The following is a 26,169-nucleotide window of genomic DNA, read 5'->3' as shown; positions in this document are numbered from 1 at the left end:
TGCCAAAAAGTCTGATTTTCAAGGAAAAATAACTGTTTCGTGAACCTTTATGGTCAAATAAAAATGCTATGATCTTAAATGTAATTAGCAAATATTTCAAAAATCACGGGTGAAAGGGGGATAATTATTATTGACAAGAAATAACTGTCGTTATTTCTAATTTATTTGTAATCGCTTACACCTTTCTGGAGACTTACTATATTAATTAGAAAGAGGGTATGGCAATTATGCAAAGCAATGTTCATAAACAATCTTTCCTTGTTTTTTTAATTATGGTTATGCTCTTCAGCACTATACTCCCCTTCGGGTCAATTGCGCAGGCAATGGAGCCTGAAGCCCTCAATCCCTTACCGGAGACAGTCACAAGCGCTGTCTATGACGATCCAGTTCCCATGCTGGCTAACGATGAAGTTCGCTTTGATTTTGGTCCCGGTGAAGTTGCAAGCGGTTACATGAAGGTCACTGCTGCTACCCCCTACTCTCAAGAACGGGGTTACGGCTTCGCCGACCCATCCCAGGTTTCCGAGCAGGATCGGGGCACATCCCACCCGCTGAAATCCGATTTCGCTATTCCTAGAGATACAGCGTTTATAGTTGATCTCCCGAGTGGCGACTACACGGTCTCATTAATCGCGGGCGACGAGAGCGGACCGACGGATATCGCCATCACAGCGGAGACGATTCAGAAGGTGCAGCCAACAGCCAAGCTGGCTGGGCAATTTTTGGAGATGGATTTTGATATCGCCTTGATTGATGGACAGTTGAACTTGGACTTTACCGGTTCGGCCCCGAATATCAATGCACTTGTCATCCGTAAGCAGCCGGAGCGCGAGCCGGGCGACCGGCCGGTCGTTTTTCTCGCCAGCGATTCCACGGTTCAGACCTATGACCCTTATTGGCAGCCGCAGGCAGGCTGGGGGCAAATGATCGGCCGGTATTTTACAGACGATGTCCTCATCGATAATCGCGCGATCGGCGGCCGCAGCTCAAGGTCTTTTGTATATGAGGGCAGGCTGGATGAAATATTGCGGGTCATCAAACCCGGCGATTATTTGCTTGTCCAATTTGGCCATAACGACGCAACGATTAGCCGACCGGAGCGTTATACCTCGCCCGAGGATTTCAAAACCTATCTGAAATCCTATGTTCTTGGCGCGAGACAGCGCGGGGCTACGCCTATCTTGATTACCCCTGTCGGCCGGAGGGATTTCAATGCAGCTACAGGCAAGTTCAATGTCAGCTTCCCGGAATACGTGAAATCGATGAAGGAAGTTGCACATGAGCTTGATGTGGAGCTCGTCGACTTAAGCGCGTCAAGTGTTGCATACTACGACTCCATTGGTCCGGAAGCCGCGCGTTCCGTTTTCCTGCACGTTGATCCAGGCGTCTACCAGGCCTTCCCTAACGGTTCCGCAGACGACACCCACTTCCAGGAATACGGCGCAATCCAAATCGCCAGACTTGTTGCTAGCGGAATACAGCAGCTTGGATTCATGCCGCTTTCGGAATATGTAAAAGAGATCGCGCAGCCTGATCATGTGCCGGCCAAACCGCAGGGGCTGACAGCGGGCAGCATTAGCAATGCAGGTGCGGTCCTGAAATGGAACGCGGTTGAAACTGCAGAAATCTACAAGGTTTACCGCAAGCTGGCCACGGAGCCGGAATCAGCCTACAAGATGATCGGTACCTCCACCATTCCCTCTATTACGATCAGCGGCATGACAGAGGGGACTGGCTATACCGTTCGCGTTACCGCCGTTAATGGGCGAGGAGAATCCGAGCCCTCAGATGAAATCCGCATTGGAACGAAATCTGCCCAATATAAGTACGATTTCGGTCCAGTTGGTGCCCCGGTAGCCGAAGGCTATACAGAGGTAACTCGCCAAACGCTGTATACGCCAGAGCTTGGTTACGGGCTAACTTCAAGTGCAGGCATGGACGATCGGGATCGCGGAAGTGCAACCGATGCCCTGCGCCGGGATTTCGTCATTTATTTTGGCGGAAGCTATGAATTCAAGGTCGATGTGCCGAACGGCTCCTACTCCGTCAAAACATATACCGGAGATTGGATCGGCTCGACAAGAACCAATGTCAATATCGAAGGAAAAGATTATGGCACCGTCTCCTCCGGCAAAGAAAATATCGCCGAGAAGGTCTTCCATCAGATTGCAGTGACCGACGGGCAAATGAATCTCGTCTTCAGCGGACAAACGGCTCATCTCAACGGTCTGGAGATCACGCCTATACTGCTTGCGCCGGATTCGCTCCAGTTGGATGAGCTGCAGCTGGCGAACGATCCGGTCACCGCCAAGCTAACCTGGCTGGCAAGCGCAACAGATACGGCTAAATACCTGGTTTACCGCCAAACCGAAGGATCTGCCCATCCCGAGCTGATCGGGGAAACGACCGACACCTCATTTACCGATACAACGGCGGATGTAGGCTTGACCTATGTTTATAGCGTAACTTCAATGGACCATGGCGGATTTGAATCCGTGCCATCGAACGGAATAACTGTAACCATGATCGATCCCAGCCAGCCGCTGGCTCCGGTGCCTGCTGCACTTACCGTTCAGGCGATCCATAAAAATGATGTGACCATCGCCTGGGATACCGTGAAAGAGGCCCGGTTCTATAATGTCTATCGCTCAACCAGACCGGACGGCGAATACACGCTTACTGGGAAAACTAAAACAAACTCTTACACGGACCCGGCCGTGCTTACGACCATCCCTTATTACTATAAAGTTGCATCAGTTAATGCTGGAGGTATCTCCGGGATGTCGGAAATGCTTGAGACCGAGGCGGTAACGACTTTGTACCGCGAGATGGAGTATTTGGACCGGGCTCCTGTGGCGGTAAAGACGAAGGACGGCAACTACATCGGGTGGAGAATGCTTGGACTGGATCCGGACAATATCGCATTCAACATTTATCGCGACGGCATCAAAGTAAACAAAGAGCCGATCGCAAGCAGCACGAATTTCGTGGATATGCAGGGAAAGGAACATTCCAAATATATAATAACGACGGTCACCGGCGGTAATGAAAAGGATGCCACCGATGAGTTCGGCGTATGGCAGCAGCAGTATCTGTCAATTCCGCTGCAAAAACCGGCTGATGCTTATACGAAGGACGGCCAGCCTTATACGTACACTGCCAACGATGCCAGCATCGGCGATCTGGATGGGGACGGTGCTTATGAAATCGTCCTGATGTGGTCGCCTTCCAATGCCAAGGATAATTCGCAGAGCGGCTATACCGGAAACGTCTATTTGGATGCATACAAGCTGGATGGAACGCAGCTGTGGCGCATTAATCTTGGTCATAACATTCGGGCCGGAGCTCATTATTCCCCGTTCCTAGTATACGACCTGGACGGGGACGGCAAAGCTGAAGTCGTACTGAAGACGGCTGACGGAACGGTCGACGGCCAAGGCAAGATCATCGGCGACGCCTCTAAGGATCACCGGAACAGCACAGGCTACGTACTTCTCGGCGACGAGTTCCTCACCGTATTTGACGGCGAGACCGGCGCTGAATTGTCTACCGTCCCCTATGACCCGCCGCGCGGAGATGTGGGGGCATGGGGCGACACGTACGGCAACCGGGTTGACCGCTTCCTGGCCGCTGTGGCCTATTTGGACGGAGAGCATCCGAGTGTTATTTTCAGCCGGGGCTACTATACCCGTACCGTTCTGGTTGCATACAGCTTCAAGGATGGCCAGTTAACGAAGCAATGGCGTTTTGATACGAATGATGAAGGCAACGGAAGCTATGTCGGCCAAGGCAACCACAATCTGTCGGTCGGCGATGTGGACAATGACGGCAAGGATGAAATCATTTTTGGCGCCATTACGATTGATGATGATGGCCAGATTCTGTACAGCACGGAGCTTGGCCATGGCGATGCCCTGCACTTCGGAGATCTTGACCCGACCCGCCCTGGACTTGAGGTATTCGGGGTTCATGAGAGCACGGGCGCCAAGTTCGGACTGGAGATGCATGATGCAGCCACCGGCGAAATCCTCTGGGGCGTATTTACGGGCAAGGATACAGGTAGAGGCATGACTGCCGATATCGATCCGAATTATCCAGGAGAGGAAGCATGGGCGTCGACAATTACGAATGAGGAGCATATTCCGATTACGGGCCTCTATAGCGCACGAGGCGAGTTAATTAGCGAGAAAATCCCGTCCTCCGCCAACTTTGCAATTTGGTGGGACGGCGACCTGCTGCGCGAGCTGCTCGACCACAAATGGAATACCGAAACGAAGACGGGTACAGGTACGATCGATAAATGGGATTACCAAAATAAAACGACCATGAACCTGCTGACGGCTGAAGGCACCTTATCCAACAACTACACGAAAGGAAATCCGGCGCTGCAGGCCGATCTGTTCGGCGACTGGCGGGAAGAGGTCATCTGGCGATCCGAAGATAGTACGGAGCTTCGCGTCTACACCACCGTAGATCCGACGGAATACAAGCTTCGTACTTTGATGCATGATCCAGTATACCGCCTCGCGGTCGCCTGGCAGAACGTTGGCTACAACCAGCCGCCGCATCCGGGCTTCTTCCTGGGCGAAGGCATGGAGCAGCCTAAAGCCCCGCTGATCACTTATGTAGGGGCGCCTAATGAACCGGAGGAGCCGATTAAAGCTACTGGGGCTCCAGGCAAGCCGGCATTAACCGATAATAACGGATACGACACTGGCCTGCTAGACGGCGACTATACCATTACCATGAACATGTGGTGGGGTAATAACGGCAGCGAGTATAAGCTCTACGAGAACGGGCAGCTGATCGATACGCAGAAGCTGGCGGACGATTCTCCCTCCGCACAGATAGCTTCTACGGAAATTACGGGGCGGCCGAACGGCACCTATACCTATACCTATACCTGCGAACTCATCAATAAATTTGGCACGACCGCCTGTGAAGCCCGAACCGTTACCGTTAAACATGCTGCCCCGGCCAAACCGGTACTGTCTGACGATAATTGGGACGGCGACGGCAGCTATCAGCTGACGATGAATTTATGGTGGGGCACGAACGCCACCGTCTATCGCCTGTACGAGAACGGCGTTCTTATTGATACCCAGGATCTCATCGCTACTACTCCGCACGCACAATATGCGGTGACTATGATCGAAGGCAAAACTGCCGGTGAATATAAGTACCAGGTAGAACTGGAAAACAGCAGCGGTATCACGAAAAGCGATATTTTAACAGTTACTGTGAAATAAAGCCGACAGGCATATTCTCTATCAAAAGCCAAGCGGCACTAATGCATTGTCCTTGTGATTCCAAAGAGATGGGGCTGTTCCGAATGAATGAATTCAATTTCGGACAGCCCCGTTTTTATCGTTGAAGTTGTTACTAAAAAGCTAAATATTATACAAGCTGGCAGGAGATGATATTCGTACAAATCGTAATTCTAAATTACATCATTGGCAGTTGTCTTATGCTTCAATCCTATCTGTTTCCGATCAAGTACGCTTTTTTAGCCTTCCCTTTTGCCGCGTTCTTATTTACGCTGCCGTTTCTCATTGTGCAGTATCGCAAGCATGGCTACATCAATAAATTCAGGGGTGTCATTAAATATTTATTTCTGCTGTATTTAATGAACGCTTGCTAAATGATTTGAATGACCTTGCATATAAAATAGGATGCTGGAAGGAGTAATGTTTGCGCAGCCAACGTCCCTAAGAAACGCGATGTCATCAGCAGCATGTATATTTTCCCCAGCTGCTCTTTATACTCTTCCTGGTTAAGGGCCCGATCCGTGATCAATCCTACCTGGGGGTCTATGAATATAGTTAACAGGATCGTCGCGATTCCATTAATCAAACCGGAGGATTGCGACGCCATCGTGCTTAATTCAGGTACCAGGTGGGCCGCATACAAGGAGGAGAGCACGCCCACGGTGTAAATTGCCGTTACGATAATATTTAAGAATATAAATCGCTTGGAAACACCCAAATAGCGAAACTCCTGTAAACGAAACGTTGGTTTAGCGATATAACGCTTTGTATTCCGCAGCTGAGCTACCGTAACACTGGAAATGAGCCGCGGCAGCGAACCCGCAAGCTCCAGCTTCGAGATCACTCTCGCCCAGATATTCACAAACGTAGGAAAGAGAACAATGGCTATAAATGTCCCGACCGAAGCTGCGATCAAGATGATTCTAAGATTATAGAGCACATTAAATGATGGATCAGTCCTGGCAAAATCAATAAACTTCGCAGTTAATGGCGCTTGAATCAAGTTTGCCGTTCTTGAGACCAGCACCATAATACCCGTTAAGGACAATGCAACGGCAATTTTGTTTATTTTCACTCCGGCATACCTTAAAGAATAAGACAACGTTTCCGCGGTATGAATAATCATGGTTAGAAAAAAGCTGGTTATTAAGTAATTGATCATTATTAGTCTCCCTGATTTGTGATTCCATTGCCAATCCCTTGCCGAATCAGGATCATAAGCAAGGAATAGTTTATTATTGCATCCCTCTATTTTATTTGGTCCGAATTATAAATGAATCACGTTCTCAAATTTTGCTCCGAATCCATCCTTACCGATGTGCGGCTCAATGGCCCACTTTTTCCCCCTCAGGTTGACATGCTCATTCTCCAGGCTTATGTATATACGCCTATCCTGGTTATCAAAATCCTCAATCGAATGACCGATATTCCCGCCGGGATCTAAGAGTTGGTACCCTTTTGACTGTATTAAGTGTTTGGAGAATCTAAAAAGTTCCCCAATTGTATCAGATTGTCTCGAAAATGCATACGTCGATTGAAAAATATCCATGGCATCAGCTACTAATCGACTAAACTGCTCACTATACCCAACAATAACTGTCTCGGAGTAGTCCCCCCATCTTCCCTGAGCCATAGGGCTGAAATCAACTAAAACGATATCGTTATCCTTCAATATCACTTCTTCAGAAGGCAGGTGCTTTCCCCTCGTACAATAAACCGTGTTAGCATTAAAATTGACAAGCATAGGATACCAGAGTTCCTCTGCACCTAAAGAGAACATGATCTCTTCACACTTGGCCGCAAATTCTTTCTCGGATATTCCGGGTATTAAATATTGCTTCGACATTTGACACGCTTTTATCGCCAGTTCTTGAACGTCCATGATCATCATTCCTTTACATCGTTCCATACTCTTTCATGCATAACTCTATGAAAGTTCCCTTATTGTGAGGATGGCCACCTCGCAGCTGTAATTACATGATTACACTGTATACAAAAAAGCCCCAACCTGATCTTCTAGGCTGAGGCATTGTTGTTTAGGCTGCTTCCATGATTATACATCGATTCACTATGATTTTAAATGTGATTTGACAACAGTTCATGAACCTTAGATTCAACTTCTTTTACCTTTTGTTGCGGTTGCGGATTAAACCACTGAATTTTCCCCTCATGAAAAATCCCTTGATAGCTATTTCCTTTAAACTGCAGCGTAAATTGTTTACGTTCATGAACTTGGTTTTTAAACATGGATTTTATTCTAATATTGTTTAACATTTGAGTTCCTCCTAATCTATTATGTTCTCTCAGAAGATACTTATATCTTAAGCTCTGAAAATGAGCATAATCGTAAAAACAAACTGAGAAATTGATGAGAAAGCGCTGAGCGGTTGCCTCATTTAAATTAAAAAATGCCCTTCAACTAGCTCTAAGCGCTAGGATGAAGGGCATTTGCATGCAGCTTCAGGCCATCTAATCTTCCCAGGTAATCGACATCACTTCACCAGAGATGGCATTGATTTGGACGATCGCATCCTTGGTATGTTCCCGTTCAACTTCAACAAGGAAATAAGTTAAGCCATCTGACTGCTCTAGATCAATATCATCTACCGTGCCATTTACTTTTTGTAAAGCGATTCGAGCAGCATCCTCCTTCGTCAGAATCTGATCTTTATTGGGGGCTCCTGTCTCCTCGTTGGAATTTGGCAAATGATTTTGACTAGTTCGTGTGAGGTTTTCAATCCCCCCAGTCGTTCGATTCACCTCTAACACATATGTTCCCGTATCCAGTTCAAGCGTAATTTCATATTTATTATCACGCTGGGTTACGTTAACAATATTACCGTTATACTTTTCCTGAACCAGCTTACGGGCTTCATCCGCCGATACAGGACTGGCCAATGACAGCACATTCCCAAACTGAAAGCACGCTAGAGCCAAAAGGATCAACACTCCTACAGCAATACTGATTTTTTTCCATTTACTTCGTCTCATTCATCTCACCTCGGGAACAATATTACACGGTGACTCTGAGAATTTACTGAGTATTTATAGAGAATTCACTATATCAAGCCGAACCTGAGCTGTTGTACCTTGACCTTCAACACTGTCTAACCGGAGTTCAGCACCTATTGCGGCTGCAATATCCTTTGCCAGCGGCAGACCAAGGCCAAATCCGCCAGTCCTTCTTGTTCTCGCCTTATCTACCCGATACAAGCGATCGAACACTTTATCCATCTCAGCAGATGGGATACCGATCCCTCTATCGATAATTTCAATGAGAGCCTTGCCTTGTTCTGTCCTTACGATGACTTGGATAGGTGCTTCGCTATATTTATGTGCATTATCCAGGAGGATATATAATAATTGTTTTAGTTTTTGCGGGTCCGTTCTTACCATAGCGGCAAATTGTAAATCCAAAAAAATTTCCCGCTTATACCCTTGCCGGAACGAACGAACTGAAGCTTCGATCAACTCTGGCAAGGAAATGTCCTTGATCTCCACCTTCCACTTCTCATCCAGTCTGGCATGCATTAGCAATTGCTGCGTCATGTCGATCATACGTTTCGCTTCGGAATGTATGGCTTCTATGGATTCTTCGAACAGCTTTGGATCCTTGTTCCCTCTGCGCTTCAAAAGACTGGCATATGCTTCAATCACGGTTAGCGGTGTTTTTAACTCATGTGAAGCGTCTGCAACAAACTGTTCCTGCTTCTCATAATTCGCCTCCAGCAGATCCATCATATCATTGAAGGTATCTCCTAATTGATAGAGTTCATCCTTGGATTGTTTGGGAAGAGGAATTCGTTTGAACTGACCGCTTTGCTGTATTTCCCGCATCGTAAGGATCATGGAGGAAATGGGCTGGATAATAAAGTTACTCAGTAACCGAATGGATAATAGAACAGGAACTGTAGCTGCCAAGGTAACAATAAGGAGTACGGCCTGGAGTGTTTTTAATATCGCTGCTGTAGACTGGAGATTTTCAGTGATTTGTAGTTCAGTCACTTCACCGGCAGTCCAAATCGCAGGCATCGAAATGAACGCATACGGCACTCCTTTAAATTTGATGATTTTGCGGAGCTCTCCACGGTGATATGTAATCGGAAGTTCAAGAAGTTCCTGCTGATCTGCAGCTGTCACCGAAGCAATTGGTGTACCATCTGGCTTCACAACCCGAAGCATGCCATTTATCGGCACGTAAGCCCGCAGCAATGCACTTGGAAGAATCGATGAGCCCGCTTGAATTCCCTTGCTCGTTTTTACCGCTTCCTCCTGAGCCCGATCTAATTCATGGCTATACATCATGCGGCTAAATGTGAAATAGATGGCACCATTGATCAGGATGAGCAGGCAAATAAAAACAACGGTAGTGTACAGATTAATTTTACTTCTAAGCTTCATCGCGAATCCCTCAGCACATAACCTACGCCCCGAACGGTATGAATTAATGCGAGATCATAGGGCTTGTCGATTTTATTGCGTAAATAGCGGATATAAACATCAACAATATTCGTATCGCCATAGTAATCATAACCCCAGACCCCATTTAGGAGCTGCTCTCTGCTAAGCACTTGGCGGTAGTTCTTCATCAAAAAAACGAGCAGATCAAATTCACGTGGAGTCAATTCAATGGAATCCTCGCCCCTTATGACTTCCCTTGTCACTTCGCTCATTTTTAAATCAGCAACCTGAAGCCATTCTTGATCTAAGTCTACGTGATCTTGTTTATGGTGCAGCCGTAATGTTGCCCGGATTCGCGCTAATACTTCCTCAATTTGAAACGGTTTCGTTATATAATCGTTTGCGCCTAAATCCAAGCCGGATACCTTGTCCTCAACGGAATCTTTAGCCGTCAGCAAAATAACCGGAGTACTCTGGTCCCCTGACCGAATGCGGCGAAGCACCTCAATCCCGCTGACTCCAGGAAGCATGACATCCAACAGCACTAGATCCCAAGGATGTTCACGGAACATCCGCAAGCCTTCAATACCATCATTTGCTTTTCCGATTTGATATCCCTCATACGTTAACTCTAGTTCCAGTAATCGGGCGATTTTCTCTTCATCTTCAACAATCAGAATATGATTCTTTTCCAATGGTATCCCTCATTTAAAAACAATACGAATATGTCACATAGCATGCTCCCCCATCACTTTCCTATGCAATAGAAGTCAACATATCCATAAAAAAAGACGATCGGAAGGAATCACAACCATTCCAAATTTCTAACGGTTGCTAAAGCCGTTAATTAGTCGCAAATGAGCACTTCGATATTCTAACGGTTGTAATCCACATTATTTGTGGAAAAATCATCTTAACTTATTAGATACGTTAGAATTAGCCGCATATACAACCGTTTGGATCTCAAAAAGTGAAAAAACCGCGGATTAACGGCACAGGTAACCGTTAGAACTGTGCAGAAGGCTTTCGGCTACTGTCGTACCAGGTTCGTTAAATGTTGGATGCTGCACAGCAATCATCGAGTAACTCCCAAAAATCTATATCTATTGTGTTCAATAATCTAATCACGTCTTGGCTGTGCCCCTCAGCGGGCAGGCAGTGTGCACTAGGGCTAATTTCTGCATAACAAAAATAGGTTAAGGAGAAGCTACCCCTAATGAATAACACGGAGGTCATGATCGCGTATGAATATGCAAACCTTGGCAGCTCATGAAGCAATGGAGCTTCACGAGATGCTTAATTTCAAAACACTCTGCTTGGCCAAGTCTAAGCTGATGCAGGGCCTCGTTTTTGACCAAGAGCTTAAAGACTTAATGCAAAAGGACGTTGAGCAATCCACGCAAGCCATTGCTGATTTGCAAGCGATCTATGCAAAGGCTCCATTCCAAGCGCCTGTTCCTAAAAACCGCCCCACTCCTATATTAAATTAAAGGAGAACGCCTATGAATAATGATTATTTAGATCCGATCAACGCCTTAAATATGCCAGAAACGGCCGATACGACCTTTGCTATGGATTTCCTTATGCGCGCCAAAGAAGGAGTAAGAAATACCGCAATTGCCCTTACAGAAACAGTATCCTTGGATGCAAGAGCACTGCTGCGCAATCAACTGAGGCAAGGCATCGCGATGCATCAAGAAATTACTGATCTCATGGTACGCAAAAAGTGGTTTCATCCTTATGAGTTAAATGAGCAATACCAGTTGGATCAGCTTTCGGCGAATACTTCGGTCATGATTGGACAAATGAATTTATTTCCTGAAGATACGCGGCGGATTGGGATGTTTGATCGGACGCCAGATCAGCATATGGAGGGGGATCAAGCATGAAAGCCGTAACTTATCAGGGCATTAAAAATATCGCTGTCAAAGATGTGCCGGATCCCAAAATCGAAAAACCGGACGATATGATCATAAGAATGACCAGTACTGCCATCTGCGGATCGGATCTTCACCTTATTCACGGGATGATCCCCAACCTGAAGGAGAATTATATCATCGGGCACGAGCCTATGGGGATCGTGGAAGAGGTCGGCCCTGGCGTTACTAAGTTAAAGAAAGGCGACCGGGTCATCATCCCGTTTAATATTGCCTGCGGAGATTGTTATTACTGTCAGAACCAGCTGGAGAGCCAATGTGACAATTCCAACGAGAACGGGGAAATAGGGGCTTACTTCGGCTATTCCGATTCAGCTGGCGGCTATCCTGGCGGACAAGCTGAATATCTGCGCGTTCCCTATGCTAACTTCACGCATTTCAAGATTCCTGAGAACTGTGAAGAACCTGATGAGAAGCTTTGTTTGATTTCCGACGCGATGACGACGGCATACTGGAGCGTTGATAATGCTGGAGTGAACAATGGGGACACGGTGGTCGTGCTGGGCTGTGGACCGATTGGGCTTCTCGCTCAGAAGTTTGCCTGGCTAAAAGGAGCAAAGCGGGTAATCGCCGTCGATTACGTAGATTACCGCCTGCAGCATGCGAAACGGACGAACAATGTGGAAACGATTAATTTTGAGCATGAGCAAAATGTCGGCAGCTATCTCAAAGAGATCACCCAAGGCGGAGCCGATGTCGTGATTGATGCGGTCGGGATGGATGGAAAAATGAACGATCTTGAATTCCTGGCCAGCGGCTTGAAGCTGCAGGGCGGGACGATGAGCCCCGTGGTCATGGCCTCCCAAGCGGTCCGCAAAGGTGGAACGATCCAAATTACAGGCGTGTACGGCGGGCGCTATAACGGATTCCCTCTTGGTGATATCATGCAGCGCAATATCAACATCCGTTCCGGACAAGCCCCAGTCATTCACTACATGCCATATATGTATGAGCTGATCACTTCAGGCAAAGTAAATCCAGACGATATCGTAACCCATGTGATCCCGCTAAGTGAAGCAAAGCGCGGATACGAAATATTCGACACGAAGACGGACAATTGCATCAAAGTGATATTGAAGCCGTGAGCTCTTTTTGAAACAGGAGGACATCAAATGAACGGATCATTCGCCTTACACGAAACGCTAGAAGTACATGAAATAGCAGCCTTTAAAACAGTCTGCATGACTAAATCCAAGCTGATGCAAGCTCTTGTCTCGGATCCTGGGCTGAAGCAAATACTGGAACATGACGTTCAAATATCTACGCGGCAGCTTGAAGAGCTGGACGGACTGTTGTCGAAATCTCAACAAGGGGGATAAACAAGATGCATCCAATTTTAGAATATATTACAGGAATGAATAAGCTAACGGATGAAGTCATTGCGATGGACTTGCTTATCAACGCTAAAAGCGGGGTTAGAAATTATGCGATGGCCGTTACAGAATGTATAACCCCTGAAATCAAAACAGTGTTGGCAAAACAACTGGAGGAAGCGATCGATACTCATGAAATGATCCTCACTTACATGATGGAACGCAATCTGTACCACCCCTACAATGTAAACGAGCAAATTCAGTTGGATTTGCAGAATATACAAACCGCAATGAATATTCCGACGTAAACCCCAGAGATTAAGGACTGCTTGGTACTACACCCAGACCTCAAGCCACGGCACCCTGTGCCGTTTTTTTGTGATCTGAAGGCAGCATAGCATGCTGCCTATTCATAAATTCCCAGCAAATCATCGATTCGCTTTACCCTCGATATGAAGTGCTCCAGCGTTGAACTCATATTTGATTTAGTTCTAGTCAACAGTGAATCCGGCAATTCTAATAAACAGCATTTTATCCTTGGTCCACAGCTCCTCAAGCTCTTTAGAGTACTCATAAACGGCATTCGGATGCCTTTGCTCCAGCTCTTCTAGAATATTTAGTATCAGGTTTCTTTTCCGATCCCCTTCAAGCGCATTCTGCTCGCTATGCCCGACGGTGTCCAGCTCATGCGTCCTGCTAATTCTCATCTTCGGTAAAATAGGATTTTTGGAATGAATCATCACGCTAAACGTTTTTGCCACCTCGGTTGGCGCAGCAACTACTCCCGGTCCGATAAGACCCTGCTCATGTTTAGTAACTGAATTGTACGCCCATACCACATCAGCTATTTTAAGAATGTTCAAGCCAAACGTAGTGATTTTTATAATCCAATTCTCCATGATAATTACTTCTTTATATGTCTTCGTTCCAGGACGGGATAGCTCGCTGGATATGTAATAAGAGACATCATTAAACTGGCCGTAGATTACAGTCGCTTTATGTATTGGGTGGTATTGTACCTTAAAAATCCTGATTAGAAGCTTGCCAGTAAGCACCAATGCTAATCCTGAAAGCACAACCACTGCCAATAACCATATAATAGACCCCAAATCGATAAAGAAATAAAACCAATCGCCATCGTTCAAATATTCAAGCATTTGTAATGCTGCCTTTATTCCTCCAAGAAAAATCATAGCAATTAAGAGTGGAATAATTAAAACGATGGAAATAAACAGGTTGCGGTTAGTCCGTTTGATATGCGAAGCTAAAAAATCCTGATTCATTACATTTCCTCACTTTTGATTAACATCCTTTATCTTTGATTCTGCCAATTGTATCTTCAATGTTTTCTACGATCCCAAAACGGCCTTTAAAAATATTAAAATTGTAGAAACGATATAAATCGCCGGCTAATAAATCCCCATTATCGAAGGTCGTGTTTGTCTTCTCTGGGATCATCATTTGAAACCCGTGCTCAAAAGCTGCCTTAAGAGTTGTATCTATACAATACTCTGTTTGCATCCCTGTAATTATTAATTGCTCAATCCCCTTGCTATCCAAATATTCTTTTAAATTTGTCCCTTTAAAGGCCGAGTTGAATTTTTTATTGATCACCGTTTCATTTGCGAGCGGACTTATCTCACTATAAATTTGCCAACCCTCCGTATTAGGTTCCAACTCGTCACCGATGGGATCATCGTGCTGGACATAAATGACCTCTACGCTATTTTCACGGCATGTGGAAATTAATCTTTGTATATTGCTGATAACGGCTTCAATTTCAAAAGGTTTAGCTTGCACTAATGCATTTTGGACGTCTACTACTAAGAGTGCTGCATTTTTCATATTCAACGACTCCTTTATAGGGCTAGATATTCTTTTGAAAAACAACTTCGTTTTTCTTGACGTAATGCGACTTGGTGTAGGTCTGCATCGCAGCCTCATTGCGCAGTCCTGTAAGAACTTTGATTGTTATCACGCCCCGCCGTTTCAACTCTGCTTCAATCGCGTGAATGAGTTCAGCTGCTAATCCTTGTCTCCTTGCTCCTTCTCGGACATATAGCTCTGTGATTTCTCCTGCAAGTTCACGATAGCAAAATGATTGATAAGATTGACCACAAGCAAATCCAACAGGTTCATCATTGAGGATCGCGATCGCTACAATTTCGCTTGAATTAGCCAAACATCGCTCGATATCGGCGAGGGAAGCCTCAACGCCATTAAATTCACGATTAAGTTGAGCAAGAGCCTGGGCATCATCAACCACAGCCAAGCGGACATACTTGTTCTGCTTCATGAAGCACCTGCCTTCAATGTTTTTGGGATTAATGAAAGCCGTATTTCTCCTTAAATTTCGGGGACAATTCGCTCCACACATCGAATCTGTTCCCGTCCGGATCCGTAATGATGAAATTTTTGCCCGGGTGCCCTCTATCTTCGATATCTCCGACGTTCAGGCCTTTTTCGAAGAGTTCATGACGAAGCTGGATCAATTCTTCTTCCCCGTTAACTTCAAATGTAAATGGAAACATCAATCCGTCATTAATAGTTTGAAAGTTAGCAGTCAAGCCCCGTTCACTTAGAATCAAAATAAAGCTCTGATGCGCCAGGTTAACGATGGCATGGTTATTTCCTTCGTCTAAGAAAACCAATTCCGCTCCTAGATTTGAGCAAAACCAATTTGCTGAATGCTTAGGATCGGAAACAGGAAGATAAATCGTTCCCACTCTTAATAGTTTGGATGCCACTAGTATTCCTCCATTATTAAAATCTTGGGTAAAAACCGATAACCTTCATCGTTTTGGGATCGATAATAGGAACAATAGGACCTAAAAGCCCATCTTGTTCTGTATTAAATGTGACTGCGATTAATATGGAGTCTGTTTTCTTGATCTGCTCCAGCTTCTTCTTCTGTTCATCCGTTATGGGAATGATCCATTTATCTTTAGATTCGATGAGCTCCACTCTAGCTTCTTCCCACTTTATCGTAATCGTATCGTATTGATTTTTCTCCACGCTCTTCCAGGCTATTTTCCTAATCTCATGCAAATTCAGGCTGGAAACTCCGTTTGACCTGCAGGCTAGAAACAGCGAAATACCGAGGAATAACACAATAATCAAACTGACGACTATTGCTCCGATCCGTATTTTTTTCATTGCACCCGTCCTTATTCGAATTATCGTTATAAAGCACGATTTCATCTATAAATTCTTATATGCTGCCCATCCGCCTGAGGGTAAGTTCTTTGAACGTCAAGCCGAATCTCTCATAATATCCGTCGTGTACCTGCTGATTCACTGCTTTTCATATAAATTAGCACTCCAACCCTCTCCATCGATTCTGCGAATATATTGAAACCCACAATCTCTGTAGTATTGATTAAGCCTAGGATTTTCCGCCATGCAGTCAAGCCTGATCCATGTCTTGCCTTTAAGTCTGATCTGCTGTTCAGCGTTTTTCAAAAGATATTTTCCAATATCTAATCCCCGATATTCCCTATGAACTGCAAATCTATGTATGTATCCGGATTCCGAATTATCAAGCTCCTGCCAAATGAACGGGTCTGACCAGGTCAAAATATAAGTTCCGACAATTTCGTTGTTCCATTCGGCCAGATATACGTCCGATCCATCATTCATAAATTCCAAAACTTGCTCCAAATTAAAATATTCCGGCCTCCATTGGTAGATCCCTTTGGAATTGAGCCATCTAGCCGAATTCTGCCATAAGTCCAAAATAATTGGCGCCTCTTCGTGCAGCGCAGGTCTAACAAGCAGCTGTGTCCTCAGATCATCTCCCAGCACAAGCATTCCCCCTTGTCGATTCCATTAAGGCCAAATATTCCTTTACTTCCTTGGTTGTTCTAAAAATAATGACCTGCTTTTGTTCTTTTACTTGATCAAGCGTTTCTAATATTTTGCCCCTGCTTCTTGTCCTGAAGTTCCAAATCCACCGCAAAAATTCTAAATCGATCTTCTCTTTACAGCCTGCTGCCATATCCTCTCTCGTTCGCCCGTGATTGAGAATTCTGCGTTTAATTGCCCGATAGATGCATAATAAACGCGGAAAATCGAAAAAAAATACGACGTCCGCATCGATAAGCCTCTTATCTAAAGTTCTGGAGTAATTTCCATCCATAATGTAACCATCATGATTCAGTAATTCTTCGATCGTCTGATCCCACTCTTCTTCGGTTGCAGCGATCCAGCCTGCCTTCCAATAGAACGAGTCAAGATGAATCACCGACAGTCCGGTGAGATGTCCTAAACGTGTTGAAAAGGTAGATTTGCCGGAGCCTGCACATCCCAATACAAGCACTTTCTTCATCAAAGATGCCTCCCCGTATAAAAAATAAAAGCCCCAGCTAGCCCTTGTCTTAAGCTGGAGCGACGGTTGCCGGAGCTCACTTCCACAATTATACATCTTCATATCGATTGGCGTAAGACATTGGGTGCATTAATATTAGGCCGAAGGCTGGCCAAAACCGAACTCCCGTTAGTTCCCTCTTAAATGGCGGTGTCAGCCTATTCTTATAAATCAGATGGTCCCGGGCTCCAGCCAGTCCGCTGTGACCAAGCATGCGCTTTGTGCAGTATGCTCCATATCATCGGCCCTTTGCCTTCCACATACTTGGCACGTTCTTGCTTGTACAGCTCCATGAGTCGGTGTTTTTCATGTGCATATCTCACGCAATCCTCCTTGTGTTCTCTTAAATAGTCTCTGAAAAGTAAAGTCATCTGCTCGGCGAAGCTTCCGGCCTGCCTGACGTGGACATGTGTCCTCCTGCTCCCGGGTAACTCACGAAAGTATCTTTTGCTCTTATCCGAATTGTCTTTTCTTAACGTAAATCCAGTATCTTCGATCGGTTTCTTGAAAAGCTGCAGATCATCGAAATTTGTAACGGAGATTTGGATATCGATGATCGGTTTTGCATCTAATCCGGCAACTGAGGTTGAGCCTACATGATCTATTCGAAGCGCCTGTTCACCTAATGCTTCTCTTAGCTTCATTCCTGTCGCTAGAAATAAGCTTCTCCACTCAGGATCATAAGCAGCAATTCTCCACTGCTCCTCCATGTTTACGCTCCTTTCCTTAACGCATGGGCTGCCCTAATTAAATTTGTGCTGCTCTAAATATATGTGCCCCCCTACAGCAAAACACCCCAGTCCTAGATCGCTCTTGTCTAGACTGGGGTGCGGGAGGTCTGAGCTTCTTAATTGGTTATTGCTGTTTAGTCGATTCATGGGCAGCCAGCGCTGCCGCCAGTCCGTGCACATCCAGTCCATCTACAGCAAAAGCACGCCGCACCAGCTCAGGAGGCACGAATTCGTCGTACTTGCCCAGGTATGGCGCTTCGGCGGCATTCAGCAAAGCCTCCGCATCCGTAACCCCGGATAGTTCAGATTGTATGCCTGCCAGAAGCTCCTCGGCAGTCGCTCTTCCTGAAACGACCATATAATACGGCTCCATCGGGACAACTTGACGCAATCCCATCGGCTCAGCAAGATTATGCTTCAGAAGGCGCTCCAAGGTACGGAATTGCTTGCTTCCAGCCCACGGCAAAATAAACAGCGAATCGCCGCCCGCTGGAATAACCGGACTGCGCAGCAGCCCGCTCTCCCGGGCCAGTCTGCGGGCCCGCTCCAATCGGTTGGCTGCACCGGGAGCCAGGTATGGGTACAGCGTCTGTTCCAGCAGAACCTGGCGCATTTTGTGCAGCACCCGCGTATGGACGTCGCCGCCGGCACCAAGCCAAAGCGTATCCACCTTGCCCTTGGAGGATTTGACATAGACAGCCTTGTGCTTGCTGTCGACTTCTTCCACCTTCCACAGCTTGCCGGCCAGCGAGAAGCAATAGCCCGGCGGCGGCACGGTTGTGATGCTGCCGATCTCCTCAGAGCCGTTATAAACCGCATGCTCTTCGTCATCCTTGAACACCGCATAGAATCGGAAGTTGTTTACGATCTTCTCACCGCCAAGCCCGATGATTAAGGCGCCTTCCTCTGTCTGCTGAATATGATCTGTCTGCAGCAAATACCGCAGCAGCTGCTTGAATTCCTCCGGCTCTACGCCGCGAAAAACAGGCAGAGTCAGCACGGCCTGCGCCAGCTCGGCGGGCTTTGCCTCGCCGATGCTTTTGAGCGTGCTCATCGTCTGATGGTAGAGAACGCCAACGGGCTTGCGCCGCAAATCCAGCGGCTCTACCCAGCGCTCGCGGACGTACAGCTCAATGACAGCGATCGCCCGCAGCAGCGTCCACGGCATTCGCGCAGGCAGCTGCGCCTCTTCATCCTCTTCCTCTGCACAGAGGAACATCATTTCCGACGCCTGATCGCCTCGGCGGCCGGAGCGGCCCAGACGCTGCACGAAGCTGGAGCAGCTGTACGGCGCGCCGAGTTGAATGACCCGCTCCAGCTCGCCAAGGTCGATGCCAAGCTCCAGGGTCACCGTCGCTGCCGCCACCGCCGGCCCCGGGCCGGATCGGAGCGCTGCCTCGGTCTCCTCGCGCAGCATCGCCGATATGCTCCCGTGGTGTACGTGAAATACGTCGCGATCCTCCCGCTTCGCGGCGATCCGCCGCAGTTCCAGCGTAGTCAGCTCGGCGTCGGAGCGGCTGTTGGTGAAGACGAGCGCTTTTTTTCGGTGCGTATGGTCATAGATGAAGTTGTAATAATTTTGCTTTGCCAGCTCCAAATGCTCGGCCTCCCGCTCATCCCGGGCGTCCGGGAACGAGAAGTGCTCCACCGACAGCTTCAGCTTCCGTCCGCCTTGGGGAGATACGACCTCCACGGGCTGCGATGTTCCGGCTCCAAGCCAGCGGGCTGCGGCCTCGTAATCGCTCAGCGTGGCGGACAGGCCGATTCGCCGCGGCGAACTGGAGGCCATGCGCTCCAGCCGGGTTAGCTGACTCAGCACCTGGATGCCCCGGTCCGCCCCCATGAACGCATGAACCTCATCAATCATAATGTACCGCAAATCATGGAACAAAGCCGGAATCGCATTCGGCCTGTTCATGAGCAGCCCCTCCAGGGACTCCGGCGTAATTTGCAGGACACCGGAAGGCCGCTGCATCAGCTTGGTTTTCTCCGCCTGGGAGACATCGCCATGCCAGTGCCATACCGGCACCTCCCCCTCCCGCAGCAGATCGGTTATGCGCTCGAATTGATCGTTGATCAGCGCCTTGAGCGGCCCGATATAAAGTATGCCGACGGACCCGGAAGGCCGATGATACAGCTCTGTCAATGCCGGAAAAAAAGCCGCCTCCGTCTTGCCCGACGCTGTGCCGGAAGCGATCAGCAAATGATGGCTCGTATCGAGCAGCACACGGCAGGCCTCGACCTGAGCCTCTCGGAGGCTGTCCCATTGCTTCCGGTAAATATATTCCTGGATAAACGGCGCCAGCCGGGAAAAAGAACTAGATCCGCTCATAACTCAAACTCCGCCAGGAAATCATCCAGTTCATTCTTCGCTCCGTCTTTGCGGTCACCCGTGCCCGCTGCATGCTCCCGTTCCCGCTCGCCCAGCAGCTCCGCGAACGAAAGCTCCTGATGCTGGTGCAGCATATGCAGCACATCCATGAAATCCCGGACCACCTCGCGGGTCGTCAGCAGCTCTTCGGCACCAAGCCGGTTCACCGCCGCCTGCATGAAGGCGATCAGCTGTTCATCCGCAAGCTGAGACGCGTAGCCGAAATGCATGGCATGGATATCCCGCAGCTTTTGCAGCAGAACGAGGATTTCCTCGTGGGACAGCATGTCCAGCTTCAGAATCGGGGAGGTGTATGTCCGGCGCGAACTGCTGCTGTAACGGCCATCCATCAGCCGGGAACGCAGGGCATCATAGCTGAACAGCCCTCTGCGTTCGTCCTCGACGAACTGAGGTGTCCCGCCAAGGTAAATGCCCAGGTACTGGGCTTTCCCCTGCATCGTATCGTTGAACATCGTCAGCAGCTTCTCGTAGTTGCTCTGGCGGGATATGCTATTAGTGATTTTGTACAAATTGACGCCTTCATCCATAAACAGCAGCAGCCCTTTATACCCGATACGCACTGCAAATTCCGCCCACAGCTTCATGTAGTCGTACCAATTATCATCGTCGATGATGACGCCGACGCCAAGCTCTTTGCGCGCCTCCGTCCGGGTTGGGTACTCCCCGCGCAGCCAGCGCAGCGCCGCCGCTTTCTGGTCGTCATCCCCCAGCTTGCAGCCCTTCCAATAGGCAGCCAGCACTTTGGCGAAATCAAAGCCGTGCACCAGATTCTGCATCTCATTGCATACCGCATAAATCCGAAGCTCTACCGCTTCATGCAGCGCCGGATCGCCGGGCCGCAGGCCGGCTGCCTGCATTTGCTCCTGCTGAAGCGTAACGATCCATTTTTGCAGCATCGGCTCCAAGGCACCGCCATCCGGTCTCGTTCGCGTGGACATGTTCGTCATCAGCTCACGGTAGGTAGCAAGCCCTTGTCCTTTGGTGCCGACGAGCCTTCGCTCCGGCGATAAGTCTCCGTCCGCCACCACAAACTCCCGGTCCATCGCATAGTTGCGGATCATTTGCAGCAGGAAGCTTTTGCCGCTTCCATATCGTCCCGTAATCAGGCGGAATGCTGCCCCTCCCTCCGCGATATTGTCCATATCCTGCAGGATCGAAGCCACTTCGGCCTTTCTCCCGACGGCGATATGCTCCAGCCCGACCCGCGGCACGACCCCTGCCGTCAGGGAGTTCACCAGCGCCGTGGTCAGGCGTTTTGGTATTTGTATCTGTTTCATCGGTGTCACCTCGTTTTATGAACATGTTGGATTATGTCAGCTAAGCAGACTCCGCAGCTCTTCCCTGTACTCCAGGGCGATCTCATCACCGTCGAGGAGCAAGTCGCCGATGCACTCCATCGCAATTTCGTTGATTTCGTCCAGCAGCAGCTCGGGCATGGAGCCGGCCTGTTCAGCAATGCCGAGCCGTACCGCCGCGTCCCCTCCATCAAGCAGAGCGGACAGCATTTTGCGATGCGCGGCGGATAAACGGGCGAAAATTTCACGCCACTCCTCCGGCAGCTCCGTCTTCCCTGCCGCAGCTTCGCTATGCTCCACTTCCCCGGGCTCCATCCAGCCCCGCTCAAAATCGAGCTCCGCCTGCTGCAGGCTCTCTGATTGCTCAGGATCCGGCACCTTGCCCGCTTTGGACAGCTTAGCCGGCAGCGCTGTTTCTTCCCTGCTCTCATCTGACACAGGTGCCTGCTCCTCAGTCGTCAGCATATCCCGTACCTCATCCGACTCCCACTGAATCCTTTGCAGCTTCGACGTGTTGATTTTCACTTTAGGGACGAAGGCTCTAGCCTCCTTCGCCTTGCGCTGCTCGAATTCTTTATGCAGGAATCGTGCAACCAGTTGTTCCACGCTAGACTCCGCGGTAATTCCCCGCAGTTTGCCTCGGAATCCCGACAACTCGCGCAGCTTGTTCTCCGTGAGCCTGACAAGCTGGGTTATATACGAGCGCAGCGGGAGATGTGTGCTAATCGGCAGTACGCTTACTGTAACGTCGCGCCCATACAGCTCGTGATCATATACAGCGGTGCGGAACAAGGGCCTGCTGACTTTTTTCTCACGGGGCATAAACCGCTCTAGCAACCTTACGTCCTCGCTTTTAGACAAATAACCATCGACCAGCGCCACCACTTTCGGGGCATAGGCCTGCAAGTCCTTGCGCCCCTGCCCGGTGTAAAAACGGCTCTTCTCCACATCATAGTCGATCATCGTCCTCAGCATATCCCAGGTCAGCACAAGCGGCTCTGCGGTAAATCTGCGTTTCCACTCCAGCTCTTTCAACTCCGCGGATAAATTCCGGGGGAGCTTCTGCAGCGGAGCCAAAGGCTGGACATGCAGCCCGAATACCAGCCCGTAATCGTAAAGCCATTCGCGCACGTACGTGTCCAGCTTCGGATATCGCTCCCGGTAAGCGAGCCAGACCCGCTGCATCTGCTCATGCCCTTCTGCCGGTTCATTTATGCCGATGCCATGAATCAGCTCGTACAGGTACACAAAAAGATAAGACAGATCCGTATCCGGATACCGCCCTGAGCGTACCTCTCCTCGCCAATACAAATACCAGCGCAGCTGCCCCGGCTGCATTTGCTCGTAAGTGGGCCAGTAAGCATGAAAAGGGATAAACTCTGCCGCTTCTCCGCCCTTCCATTCGAGCTCGCGCGCCTGCTCCACAAACTGCCGTTCCCGGGAAACATAGCGGAAATTTTGTCCCCAGTCCACTTCCCGCCCGCCGCGCTCCGGTATTACCACAAAGGGCTCTGCCCGCTTCTGCTCCGGCTGCTCAAGCTCGATCTCTGCAAATGTAAGCTGCTCCCTAGTTCTTCCCTGGCTGTTCACTATACCATCCTGCCTGACCGTTCTTTCGTTCATCGTCCATAGACCTCCATCACGACACTATTATACCATCAAAGCGAAAGCTTGTTCGCATTTTTTAGGCGGATTAGGGGCTATTTTTCCTTATTACGGGCTTCATGCTTCATCTCCTCTAACAGTTCCTCTTCAATCGCTTCATTGCTCATATTGAAATCGTCCTGCTCCACGATTCCTAGCTTTTCTTTAATACGTTGGATGTCGTTATACATTTCACGGTTTCGGATATACATGCTAAGAACCATCCCAAAAATAACGGAAACCAGAAGCAGCACTCCGACCGGACCTATAAATATGGAAACCAGTATGGCAATTATTATGGCAAGCAACGTCCCAATGATAAACATTTTCTATCCCTCCGCATCTGAATGCATCGTGATGTATCTGTATAATAATGTTATTTCATATTGAAGGCTGCTAAATCTAAAAAAAGAGCGACTGTTGTGCTGAATGTTATCCACAAACCTCGCTCTAATGCTATACGATTACTTAGCATGATACATTTACTTTTCTTTTTCTATGGCGTTATATGAGTCTAGTATTTTCTTTTTGTCGATTGTAACCTCAACCTTTTTTGTTTTTTTCTCGCTTGAAGCATACCAACTTTTAGCTGTTTCAAATTCAGATGATTCTAAATCAGGCAATTCGATCATAAACCGATTGTGATCAATCCATTGGTAATTCACTATAGGCCAGGTTGGTTTATCCATATACTCTTTAGCTAACTCGCTTGATTCAAAAGGAACTACTTTCATTTTCAACAAATCAACTGTTATTAATATATGACGGACAATTTCGCCACCTTCATTAAAACCATACTTTAATAATACTTCTTTTTCTTCCGGTGAAATTTTGTAGTCTTGAAAAATACCTGTGGCTAAAGCAACACTTGTGATCTTTGAATCGGTTTTCTTCACCAAAATAGTTGAACATTGCTTATTTCCGCAATTGTACTTTAACAAAATAAAATGACCTTCAGTTGGAATATGAAGTACTTCAAATTGTGTTCGTTCCATTTCTGTCTTGATGTCTGCTTGAGATTCTAGGTAAGCCCTGTATACTGGAATATCTTTAATCACTAAATCCAAATGATGACCATTCTCATCTTTTATAGTCAGCATATCAGGTATAGCTTCCTCCGATGATTCCGCCTCAACAGAACTGGTCATTGCCGTTTTCATTGGAACTGACAAACCGTGTATAGTGATTATTAATGCTGTTGTGCCCAATACAATAATCAGGAAGAGCGCGATTAATTTTTTCACTGCAATTATTTTCTCCTTAATTTTTGCACACCGCTTTTTGTAGGAAAATCATTTCACTTTACGATCAAAAAAAGGGCTATTGCCGTCAGAAAAAAAGGGAGTCCCCATAGAAAAAACATCGAAGAAAACTTGTTTCTAGATTCTTTATCCTCCGCCGTTTCTATCTCTCTATTGGCTCTCATTTGAACCCCGCTAACAAAAGTCCCGTTGAGAACGCCCGCTAGCAGCAGCATGATAACTCCGACTCCGCCCGTAATGTTTATGGCCTGTTGCCATTCCCATAAGAAGCCTATAAACAATGACAATACAACACTGACAATGATTCCGGTCATCAGTTTTTTAATCGTAATTCCCTCCTGCTGCTTCCATGATTATACATCTGAATAACTAGGGATGAAAGGTTAGATGCCCGAGTCCGCTTACACTATATTTTTAGTAAAAATCAATTCGAGCGGAGCATTTTCTTGCATTAAACATCCGGCATCCTTATACCCAAGCTTTCTATAAAAGTGCTGTGCCTCTTCATCGGATTGCGTCGATGTCATGACAGAGCTAAAGCCTTTCTTTCTCATCAGCTCTTCCCAGTAGAGCACGACTTTCTTTCCGTGCCCTTGCCCCCGATATTCTTCATCAATCCAAAGCATGTTCATAAACGGCGTGTTATCCCAGAAATACCCGAACCTCATCCAGCCTATTTCTTCATTTGACTCCCACAATATGAATATCTCATGTTCATTTATTTTGTTCTTAACCAAAGCCTCAGCGATATGTCTATCTCTTTCCACGATATATTTATAGTCTGAATCTGTCGCAGCTTTTATGTCCATAGATTTCGATTTCCCCCTAAATTCATTTATAGAACTGACATATCATTAATTGATTCCCGTCGCAATCGTTAAAAGTAAAATCCGAATGGTCGATGTGCTTGTTTATCGCTGATACTTCGACTCCTCTATCTTGTATAAAATTGTATGTACTCTCAATGTTGTTCGTTGAAAAGCTAAATGTGGCTCTGGCTGCCCGATCGTTCCCATTGGATTTAAATAAATGCATTACATATTGTCCATCTACTGTCAGCTCAGCAAAGTCGTTAAAGTCATGCTCCCCTAAGCTAAAACCCAGAGTATGGCAATACCAATGGCAAGCTGACTCCAAATCCTTAACATAATACATAGCCCCTGTAATTGGTTTGCTGATAAATAAATTCATTTTGGGCATCCTCCTTATTATGATAACTTCCCTAAAAATGGTGCCAAGTTTTATGTGTACAAAACAGCCCCAGCCAAAGATAGCTCCTATCTTAAGCTGGGGCGTTTGTTGTCTGAGCTTCTTCCTTCATTATATATGAATTAAAATAAATAAGGAAAAGAATAAGCAGTTTTGCTTATCCTTTTCCTTATTTATGCGGGCTTATGAATGTTGTTTAGTTATTAACAATGATTGCTTACTGTCGACCAAGTTGCTGCTGTAGTCGTTACAGTCCATGTAATTGTAATCGGAAATGCCTCTTGCTCTTCTGGTATTGCAGCTAATTGTTGCAGCTCCAGCACTTCATTCATTGTTTTCACCTCCTTTCATG

At 47.3% G+C, this 26,169-nt stretch carries 29 protein-coding genes and 1 pseudogene; 7 read left to right on the top strand and 23 right to left on the bottom strand.

The features are described from left to right. The first annotated feature begins 323 nt into the window (after nucleotides 1-323). Nucleotides 324-5,249: a GDSL-type esterase/lipase family protein gene (locus tag MKX50_RS10310; protein WP_339159531.1), complete on the top strand. Its 4,926-nt coding sequence runs from the start codon at nucleotides 324-326 to the stop codon at nucleotides 5,247-5,249. A gap of 218 nt (nucleotides 5,250-5,467) precedes the next feature. After that, a pseudogene (locus MKX50_RS10305) lies at nucleotides 5,468-5,638 on the top strand (VanZ family protein); the annotation flags it as partial. On the opposite strand, the gene MKX50_RS10300 reads toward MKX50_RS10305, so the two are convergent. The 6 genes from MKX50_RS10300 to MKX50_RS10275 all read right to left on the bottom strand — a co-directional run bounded on the left by MKX50_RS10300 (nucleotide 5,638) and on the right by MKX50_RS10275 (nucleotide 10,363). Next, nucleotides 5,638-6,429 carry a lipid II flippase Amj family protein gene (locus MKX50_RS10300; protein ID WP_213588727.1) on the bottom strand — a complete coding sequence of 264 codons (792 nt, stop codon included), beginning with the start codon at nucleotides 6,427-6,429 and terminating at the stop codon, nucleotides 5,638-5,640. The pseudogene MKX50_RS10305 and the gene MKX50_RS10300 overlap by 1 nt on opposite strands. A gap of 105 nt (nucleotides 6,430-6,534) precedes the next feature. Then, nucleotides 6,535-7,149, bottom strand: coding sequence for a M24 family metallopeptidase (locus tag MKX50_RS10295; protein WP_213588728.1), 615 nt, complete (start codon nucleotides 7,147-7,149; stop codon nucleotides 6,535-6,537). A gap of 194 nt (nucleotides 7,150-7,343) precedes the next feature. Next, a complete protein-coding gene (locus tag MKX50_RS10290) occupies nucleotides 7,344-7,541 on the bottom strand; it encodes a DUF5342 family protein (protein WP_213588729.1) in 198 nt (65 codons plus the stop codon). A 195-nt stretch (nucleotides 7,542-7,736) separates the two neighbouring features. Beyond that, on the bottom strand, nucleotides 7,737-8,258 hold the full coding sequence (locus MKX50_RS10285; RefSeq protein WP_213588730.1) for a PepSY domain-containing protein: 522 nt from the start codon (nucleotides 8,256-8,258) through the stop codon (nucleotides 7,737-7,739). A 54-nt stretch (nucleotides 8,259-8,312) separates the two neighbouring features. Then, a complete protein-coding gene (locus MKX50_RS10280) occupies nucleotides 8,313-9,668 on the bottom strand; it encodes an ATP-binding protein (protein WP_213588731.1) in 1,356 nt (451 codons plus the stop codon). Continuing rightward, nucleotides 9,665-10,363 (bottom strand): response regulator transcription factor, encoded by a 699-nt coding sequence (locus MKX50_RS10275; protein ID WP_213588732.1) that lies wholly within the window; start codon nucleotides 10,361-10,363, stop codon nucleotides 9,665-9,667. Before MKX50_RS10275 ends, MKX50_RS10280 begins: the two co-directional genes overlap by 4 nt. A 549-nt stretch (nucleotides 10,364-10,912) precedes the next feature. On the opposite strand from MKX50_RS10275, the gene MKX50_RS10270 reads away from it, so the two are divergent. From MKX50_RS10270 to MKX50_RS10250, 5 genes are read left to right on the top strand one after another with little or no spacing between them, the layout of a single operon-like run. Next, nucleotides 10,913-11,158, top strand: a complete 246-nt coding sequence (locus tag MKX50_RS10270; protein ID WP_155609018.1) for a spore gernimation protein GerQ — start codon at nucleotides 10,913-10,915, stop codon at nucleotides 11,156-11,158. Nucleotides 11,159-11,170: 12 nt separating this feature from the next. Next, the gene (locus MKX50_RS10265; RefSeq protein WP_213588733.1) at nucleotides 11,171-11,557 is read left to right on the top strand and encodes a spore coat protein; all 387 of its coding nucleotides are present in this window, start codon (nucleotides 11,171-11,173) and stop codon (nucleotides 11,555-11,557) included. Continuing rightward, entirely contained in the window at nucleotides 11,554-12,690 is a 1,137-nt protein-coding gene (locus MKX50_RS10260) for a zinc-dependent alcohol dehydrogenase (protein WP_339159524.1), read from the top strand. The genes MKX50_RS10265 and MKX50_RS10260 overlap by 4 nt, the downstream gene beginning before the upstream one ends. Nucleotides 12,691-12,717: 27 nt before the next feature. Further along, nucleotides 12,718-12,924 carry a hypothetical protein gene (locus tag MKX50_RS10255; RefSeq protein WP_213588735.1) on the top strand — a complete coding sequence of 69 codons (207 nt, stop codon included), beginning with the start codon at nucleotides 12,718-12,720 and terminating at the stop codon, nucleotides 12,922-12,924. Nucleotides 12,925-12,929: 5 nt separating this feature from the next. Next, the gene (locus MKX50_RS10250) at nucleotides 12,930-13,226 is read left to right on the top strand and encodes a spore coat protein (RefSeq protein WP_339159523.1); all 297 of its coding nucleotides are present in this window, start codon (nucleotides 12,930-12,932) and stop codon (nucleotides 13,224-13,226) included. Nucleotides 13,227-13,409: 183 nt separating this feature from the next. Here the strand turns inward: MKX50_RS10250 and MKX50_RS10245 are convergent, their stop codons facing one another. The 17 genes from MKX50_RS10245 to MKX50_RS10165 all read right to left on the bottom strand — a co-directional run bounded on the left by MKX50_RS10245 (nucleotide 13,410) and on the right by MKX50_RS10165 (nucleotide 26,149). After that, nucleotides 13,410-14,201 carry a hypothetical protein gene (locus MKX50_RS10245; protein WP_339159522.1) on the bottom strand — a complete coding sequence of 264 codons (792 nt, stop codon included), beginning with the start codon at nucleotides 14,199-14,201 and terminating at the stop codon, nucleotides 13,410-13,412. Nucleotides 14,202-14,220: 19 nt separating this feature from the next. Continuing rightward, entirely contained in the window at nucleotides 14,221-14,763 is a 543-nt protein-coding gene (locus tag MKX50_RS10240) for a cysteine hydrolase family protein (RefSeq protein WP_339159520.1), read from the bottom strand. 22 nt (nucleotides 14,764-14,785) lie between these two features. Further along, nucleotides 14,786-15,214 (bottom strand): GNAT family N-acetyltransferase, encoded by a 429-nt coding sequence (locus MKX50_RS10235; protein WP_339159519.1) that lies wholly within the window; start codon nucleotides 15,212-15,214, stop codon nucleotides 14,786-14,788. A 28-nt stretch (nucleotides 15,215-15,242) separates the two neighbouring features. Then, on the bottom strand, nucleotides 15,243-15,644 hold the full coding sequence (locus tag MKX50_RS10230; protein WP_339160073.1) for a VOC family protein: 402 nt from the start codon (nucleotides 15,642-15,644) through the stop codon (nucleotides 15,243-15,245). 37 nt (nucleotides 15,645-15,681) lie between these two features. Beyond that, entirely contained in the window at nucleotides 15,682-16,074 is a 393-nt protein-coding gene (locus MKX50_RS10225) for a hypothetical protein (protein WP_339159518.1), read from the bottom strand. Nucleotides 16,075-16,212: 138 nt separating this feature from the next. Continuing rightward, on the bottom strand, nucleotides 16,213-16,728 hold the full coding sequence (locus tag MKX50_RS10220) for a GNAT family N-acetyltransferase (protein ID WP_213588738.1): 516 nt from the start codon (nucleotides 16,726-16,728) through the stop codon (nucleotides 16,213-16,215). Beyond that, nucleotides 16,709-17,245 (bottom strand): DNA topology modulation protein, encoded by a 537-nt coding sequence (locus MKX50_RS10215; RefSeq protein WP_213588739.1) that lies wholly within the window; start codon nucleotides 17,243-17,245, stop codon nucleotides 16,709-16,711. Before MKX50_RS10215 ends, MKX50_RS10220 begins: the two co-directional genes overlap by 20 nt. A 203-nt stretch (nucleotides 17,246-17,448) precedes the next feature. Next, a complete protein-coding gene (locus MKX50_RS10210; protein WP_339159517.1) occupies nucleotides 17,449-17,994 on the bottom strand; it encodes a GrpB family protein in 546 nt (181 codons plus the stop codon). 145 nt (nucleotides 17,995-18,139) lie between these two features. Further along, nucleotides 18,140-20,347 carry a DEAD/DEAH box helicase gene (locus MKX50_RS10205; protein ID WP_339159516.1) on the bottom strand — a complete coding sequence of 736 codons (2,208 nt, stop codon included), beginning with the start codon at nucleotides 20,345-20,347 and terminating at the stop codon, nucleotides 18,140-18,142. Beyond that, nucleotides 20,344-21,684 (bottom strand): ATP-binding protein, encoded by a 1,341-nt coding sequence (locus tag MKX50_RS10200; RefSeq protein WP_213588742.1) that lies wholly within the window; start codon nucleotides 21,682-21,684, stop codon nucleotides 20,344-20,346. The genes MKX50_RS10205 and MKX50_RS10200 overlap by 4 nt, the downstream gene beginning before the upstream one ends. A gap of 36 nt (nucleotides 21,685-21,720) precedes the next feature. Beyond that, complete coding sequence (locus MKX50_RS10195; RefSeq protein ID WP_339159515.1) at nucleotides 21,721-23,325, bottom strand: TerB N-terminal domain-containing protein; 1,605 nt, start codon at nucleotides 23,323-23,325, stop codon at nucleotides 21,721-21,723. A 77-nt stretch (nucleotides 23,326-23,402) separates the two neighbouring features. Next, a complete protein-coding gene (locus MKX50_RS10190) occupies nucleotides 23,403-23,672 on the bottom strand; it encodes a hypothetical protein (RefSeq protein ID WP_213588744.1) in 270 nt (89 codons plus the stop codon). Between the two features lie 156 nt (nucleotides 23,673-23,828). Continuing rightward, nucleotides 23,829-24,590, bottom strand: a complete 762-nt coding sequence (locus tag MKX50_RS10185; RefSeq protein WP_213588745.1) for a hypothetical protein — start codon at nucleotides 24,588-24,590, stop codon at nucleotides 23,829-23,831. Between the two features lie 53 nt (nucleotides 24,591-24,643). Continuing rightward, entirely contained in the window at nucleotides 24,644-24,922 is a 279-nt protein-coding gene (locus MKX50_RS10180) for a DUF5316 domain-containing protein (RefSeq protein WP_213588746.1), read from the bottom strand. A gap of 87 nt (nucleotides 24,923-25,009) precedes the next feature. Continuing rightward, the gene (locus tag MKX50_RS10175; RefSeq protein WP_213588747.1) at nucleotides 25,010-25,417 is read right to left on the bottom strand and encodes a GNAT family N-acetyltransferase; all 408 of its coding nucleotides are present in this window, start codon (nucleotides 25,415-25,417) and stop codon (nucleotides 25,010-25,012) included. 22 nt (nucleotides 25,418-25,439) lie between these two features. Then, a complete protein-coding gene (locus tag MKX50_RS10170; RefSeq protein WP_213588748.1) occupies nucleotides 25,440-25,799 on the bottom strand; it encodes a VOC family protein in 360 nt (119 codons plus the stop codon). Nucleotides 25,800-26,020: 221 nt separating this feature from the next. After that, the gene (locus MKX50_RS10165; protein ID WP_196427031.1) at nucleotides 26,021-26,149 is read right to left on the bottom strand and encodes a class III lanthipeptide; all 129 of its coding nucleotides are present in this window, start codon (nucleotides 26,147-26,149) and stop codon (nucleotides 26,021-26,023) included. Between the last annotated feature and the right edge of the window lie 20 nt (nucleotides 26,150-26,169).

The sequence above is a fragment of the Paenibacillus sp. FSL W8-0186 genome (genome assembly GCF_037969765.1).
GTDB lineage: Bacteria > Bacillota > Bacilli > Paenibacillales > Paenibacillaceae > Fontibacillus > Fontibacillus woosongensis.
This window is presented reverse-complemented; position numbering and strand designations above follow the sequence as displayed.

Excerpts from the sequence above, each read along its gene's own strand:
- MKX50_RS10310 (WP_339159531.1), top strand. The coding sequence starts at position 324 with ATGGAGCCTGAAGCCCTCAATCCCTTACCGGAGACAGTCACAAGCGCT.
- MKX50_RS10300 (WP_213588727.1), bottom strand. The coding sequence starts at position 6,429 with ATGATCAATTACTTAATAACCAGCTTTTTTCTAACCATGATTATTCAT.
- MKX50_RS10295 (WP_213588728.1), bottom strand. The coding sequence starts at position 7,149 with ATGGACGTTCAAGAACTGGCGATAAAAGCGTGTCAAATGTCGAAGCAA.
- MKX50_RS10290 (WP_213588729.1), bottom strand. The coding sequence starts at position 7,541 with ATGTTAAACAATATTAGAATAAAATCCATGTTTAAAAACCAAGTTCAT.
- MKX50_RS10285 (WP_213588730.1), bottom strand. The coding sequence starts at position 8,258 with ATGAGACGAAGTAAATGGAAAAAAATCAGTATTGCTGTAGGAGTGTTG.
- MKX50_RS10280 (WP_213588731.1), bottom strand. The coding sequence starts at position 9,668 with ATGAAGCTTAGAAGTAAAATTAATCTGTACACTACCGTTGTTTTTATT.
- MKX50_RS10270 (WP_155609018.1), top strand. The coding sequence starts at position 10,913 with ATGAATATGCAAACCTTGGCAGCTCATGAAGCAATGGAGCTTCACGAG.
- MKX50_RS10265 (WP_213588733.1), top strand. The coding sequence starts at position 11,171 with ATGAATAATGATTATTTAGATCCGATCAACGCCTTAAATATGCCAGAA.
- MKX50_RS10260 (WP_339159524.1), top strand. The coding sequence starts at position 11,554 with ATGAAAGCCGTAACTTATCAGGGCATTAAAAATATCGCTGTCAAAGAT.
- MKX50_RS10255 (WP_213588735.1), top strand. The coding sequence starts at position 12,718 with ATGAACGGATCATTCGCCTTACACGAAACGCTAGAAGTACATGAAATA.
- MKX50_RS10250 (WP_339159523.1), top strand. The coding sequence starts at position 12,930 with ATGCATCCAATTTTAGAATATATTACAGGAATGAATAAGCTAACGGAT.
- MKX50_RS10245 (WP_339159522.1), bottom strand. The coding sequence starts at position 14,201 with ATGAATCAGGATTTTTTAGCTTCGCATATCAAACGGACTAACCGCAAC.
- MKX50_RS10240 (WP_339159520.1), bottom strand. The coding sequence starts at position 14,763 with ATGAAAAATGCAGCACTCTTAGTAGTAGACGTCCAAAATGCATTAGTG.
- MKX50_RS10235 (WP_339159519.1), bottom strand. The coding sequence starts at position 15,214 with ATGAAGCAGAACAAGTATGTCCGCTTGGCTGTGGTTGATGATGCCCAG.
- MKX50_RS10225 (WP_339159518.1), bottom strand. The coding sequence starts at position 16,074 with ATGAAAAAAATACGGATCGGAGCAATAGTCGTCAGTTTGATTATTGTG.
- MKX50_RS10220 (WP_213588738.1), bottom strand. The coding sequence starts at position 16,728 with ATGCTTGTGCTGGGAGATGATCTGAGGACACAGCTGCTTGTTAGACCT.
- MKX50_RS10215 (WP_213588739.1), bottom strand. The coding sequence starts at position 17,245 with ATGAAGAAAGTGCTTGTATTGGGATGTGCAGGCTCCGGCAAATCTACC.
- MKX50_RS10210 (WP_339159517.1), bottom strand. The coding sequence starts at position 17,994 with ATGGAGGAGCAGTGGAGAATTGCTGCTTATGATCCTGAGTGGAGAAGC.
- MKX50_RS10205 (WP_339159516.1), bottom strand. The coding sequence starts at position 20,347 with ATGAGCGGATCTAGTTCTTTTTCCCGGCTGGCGCCGTTTATCCAGGAA.
- MKX50_RS10200 (WP_213588742.1), bottom strand. The coding sequence starts at position 21,684 with ATGAAACAGATACAAATACCAAAACGCCTGACCACGGCGCTGGTGAAC.
- MKX50_RS10195 (WP_339159515.1), bottom strand. The coding sequence starts at position 23,325 with ATGAACGAAAGAACGGTCAGGCAGGATGGTATAGTGAACAGCCAGGGA.
- MKX50_RS10190 (WP_213588744.1), bottom strand. The coding sequence starts at position 23,672 with ATGTTTATCATTGGGACGTTGCTTGCCATAATAATTGCCATACTGGTT.
- MKX50_RS10180 (WP_213588746.1), bottom strand. The coding sequence starts at position 24,922 with ATGACCGGAATCATTGTCAGTGTTGTATTGTCATTGTTTATAGGCTTC.
- MKX50_RS10175 (WP_213588747.1), bottom strand. The coding sequence starts at position 25,417 with ATGGACATAAAAGCTGCGACAGATTCAGACTATAAATATATCGTGGAA.
- MKX50_RS10170 (WP_213588748.1), bottom strand. The coding sequence starts at position 25,799 with ATGAATTTATTTATCAGCAAACCAATTACAGGGGCTATGTATTATGTT.
- MKX50_RS10165 (WP_196427031.1), bottom strand. The coding sequence starts at position 26,149 with ATGAATGAAGTGCTGGAGCTGCAACAATTAGCTGCAATACCAGAAGAG.